The sequence below is a fragment of the Mycobacterium gordonae genome, assembly GCF_002101675.1.
Classification (GTDB): Bacteria; Actinomycetota; Actinomycetes; order Mycobacteriales; family Mycobacteriaceae; genus Mycobacterium; species Mycobacterium gordonae.
Genome location: NZ_LQOY01000164.1, coordinates 1 through 2830, shown reverse-complemented (window position 1 = coordinate 2830; position 2830 = coordinate 1). Strand labels below are relative to the sequence as shown.

Annotated in this window: 2 protein-coding genes; both read right to left on the bottom strand. The window is 62.2% G+C overall.

What is annotated here, in order from left to right:
* Positions 1-13 precede the first annotated feature (13 nt).
* Positions 14-1297: a site-specific integrase gene (locus AWC08_RS23055; protein WP_142283742.1), complete on the bottom strand. Its 1284-nt coding sequence runs from the start codon at positions 1295-1297 to the stop codon at positions 14-16.
* A 485-nt stretch (positions 1298-1782) separates the two neighbouring features.
* Positions 1783-2830: tyrosine-type recombinase/integrase (locus AWC08_RS23050; RefSeq protein WP_085088207.1), on the bottom strand; the 1048-nt coding region annotated here is incomplete at its 5' end.

Sequence of the window (2830 nt, the reverse complement as noted above, 5' to 3'; positions counted from 1 at the left end):
GAATTCGAAGCAATCATGACCACACCGGCCAGTCAGGCCGCGTGACCGAAACTGTCACCTGATCGTGCAGCAGACCCTCGGGCAGCACCGTCAGTGTGTCCACGCGCCGCTGCCAACGTTCGATGACCTCCACGGTATCTTTGTCGATCGGCAGCCACCGACCCAGCCGACCAGCTTTTCGGTTGTCGTAAACCAGCGACGCCTCGCCATTAGTGTTGTAGCACAGGCAGTCTCGTTTCAGCGACATTACTTCGTCGAGCCGGCGGCCGGTGTTGCGGAAGATGACGTACATAGTTTGATACATCGCGGCGTAATCTTCGCCGGACCAGCCGACGCGAACGCGCTCGACCGTGGGCCGGAATCGGTCGAGGTGCGCATCCAGGAATCGAATCACCTCTGCTGGCAGGGCCTTGCCTGCCTTCTCCTGTTCGGGATCTTCCTTGTCCAGGCGATGTGTGCTCAGCACCGCGAACTCACCGGGCACCGCATTCAACAGATCGACAGAGCGCCCAAACTCGACGAGGTCGCGCCACAACCTCAGGTGTGCGCACCGCATCGTGATTGAATAACGGGCCCCGTCGCCGCGGCGCAGGTCGCTGATCTGTTTGACCACGGCGCTCATGTCGGCCAGCCCAAGCTGGGCGGGGTCGTGGCCACCTGTCCGGGTCGACAGTGCGCGGCAAGCCACCTTGGCGGCAAGAATCATTCGCCGTGCAGTGGCCACGTCTGGCTCGGTCTGGCGCACCCATTCCTTCACCAGGGTTTTGACCCACGGCAAGGATACGGCGGTGAAATCGAGGGTGCCCCGCACCGCGGGATACCGCCGCTGCCGCGATGCCTCCAGCCCCAAGACAGCGGTGTCCCAAACATCGCTTTCCGTCGGATCCAAGCCGTCGTAGCGGGCGCGAAGGCGGGTCAGATGCAGGCGTGCCGACCTTAGAAGAGACCGCTCTTCGGATCGCGAGCGCGGCATCACCGCCACCTCGGCTTCGGTGAACTCGAGCAGGCTGCTGATACCGTGCTCGCCACACTTCTTGAGAACCGTTCGGATTACGGTGGGGTTTAGGGGGAACCCGTCCTCGTCGCGTCGTTGCAGAACGTAGACGATTTCGGCTCGTAGCCCAGGGTCTATGCCGGCGAGGGAGAATTGATGGATCCGCACGAAAGGCCGTGCGGAGCTGAGAAACCCTTCGACGTCCCGGGTCTTGCGGCTGGCCCGCCAGCGGCCGAATTGCTGATCGTGCGGTTCGCACAGACGCCATTTCGCACTTACTTGCTCATGGTCGCAGCCCACCACCCGGCAATGTTCTCGGCGCTGATAGGGCTTCGCGCCGGTGGCAACGAACTCATCGAAAGCCATCCCGCTTCGGCGTTTGCCCAGCCAAATGCTCCAATGCGAACGGCACAGACCGCGGGTACTGGCCGTTCGTGCGCATTGCTCGCCGGCGACTGTAATAGCACATCGCCGCAGTTCCACGCCCGTCCAGCGACGGTTTGCGTTATGCGTGCGCCGGAACGTGTCTGGCTGGACAGCAAACGACTTCAGCTGCTGCTGGCATTCGTAACACGGAACGTTCTTGGTGCGCGAGGGCCCTCCGCAACCGGGGGTGCTGCAGGTGAACGCCACCGTCCGAGACGTGTCGAGAACACCGGTGAATAGCAGCGACTCGCCATCCCATTCGTCAGGGCGCCACCCTGGGTCGATGCGCTCCTGGACGAATTCGGCCCATGCCCGGGCAGTGCAGTCCGTCCCCAACGGGCTGCTCGCGAGCGCAGTGCTCATCAGCTGAGCCCCTTCCCGAGCGCGAGACGATCGACGGCTGCCCTCTTCTCCTCTTCGGAAGGGTGCAGATAGACCTGTGTCGATGCCGGGCTTGCGTGCCCGAGCAGTTCTTGCACGACATCGATTCGCTCGCCATGGCGAAGCCAGGTGGTGGCTGCGGTGTGGCGCAGCATGTGCGGTCGCAGCGTGACACCCGCCGTCTTGGCGATTCGGTCCATGCAGCGCTTGGCATTTGGATACGCCATCGGTGTGTCGGGTTCGGCGCCATAAAGATTCACGAACACAAAGTCACTCACGCTGTCCGGGACGACATCCTGCCGGACATCCCAGTACTCCCGATAGGCATCGACTACCGCAGTACTGGCCGGAACCGACCGCGGATATCGGCTCTTCGCAGTCGAACCGTTCGTGTTCTGCCGTCGATACACATGCAGGTGCGGGCCGGGTGTCGAACAGCCCAGCATTGACGAATCGGGTAGAAAGTGAATATCACTGCGGCGCAGGCCAAGCACCTCTCCAATCCGCAGACCCATATCGAGCATCACTCGGGCCAAAAACAGGTCTCGTGGATTTTGGCAAGCCCGTAGAACCGCTGCTGTCTCATCCGGTTCCAGCGATTCCGGCGGTTTCTCGTACTCGCAAACCTTGAGCGTGCGTGCCTGCACCAGTCGGCGTTGGCCGTCTTCTCCAGGATCGAAACCCCGCGGCAGGTAGCGCAGAAACTTTGGCTCCGAAAGCCGGTCCACCAATGCCTGGTCCACCAGGCCCTCGCGGGAGGCGAACCGAAGGAACTCACACAGCACGATCAAATACATGTTCGTAGTGCGGCCGCTGCGAGGACGGCCATCCGCCAGCGGCTCGCGCTCGATGAACCGCTTATACCGGGTTAAATCGGCAAATGACAGCGTCGTCCAATCCAGCCCGTTCAACGAGCACCAGGTCAAGAACTTCGCGACCTTGGCCGCGTAGGTCTCTATGTCAACCTGACTCAGGACCACTGTGACGGCTTGATTCGGGACCACCTCGGCGAGGAGGTGGTGGCTCAGG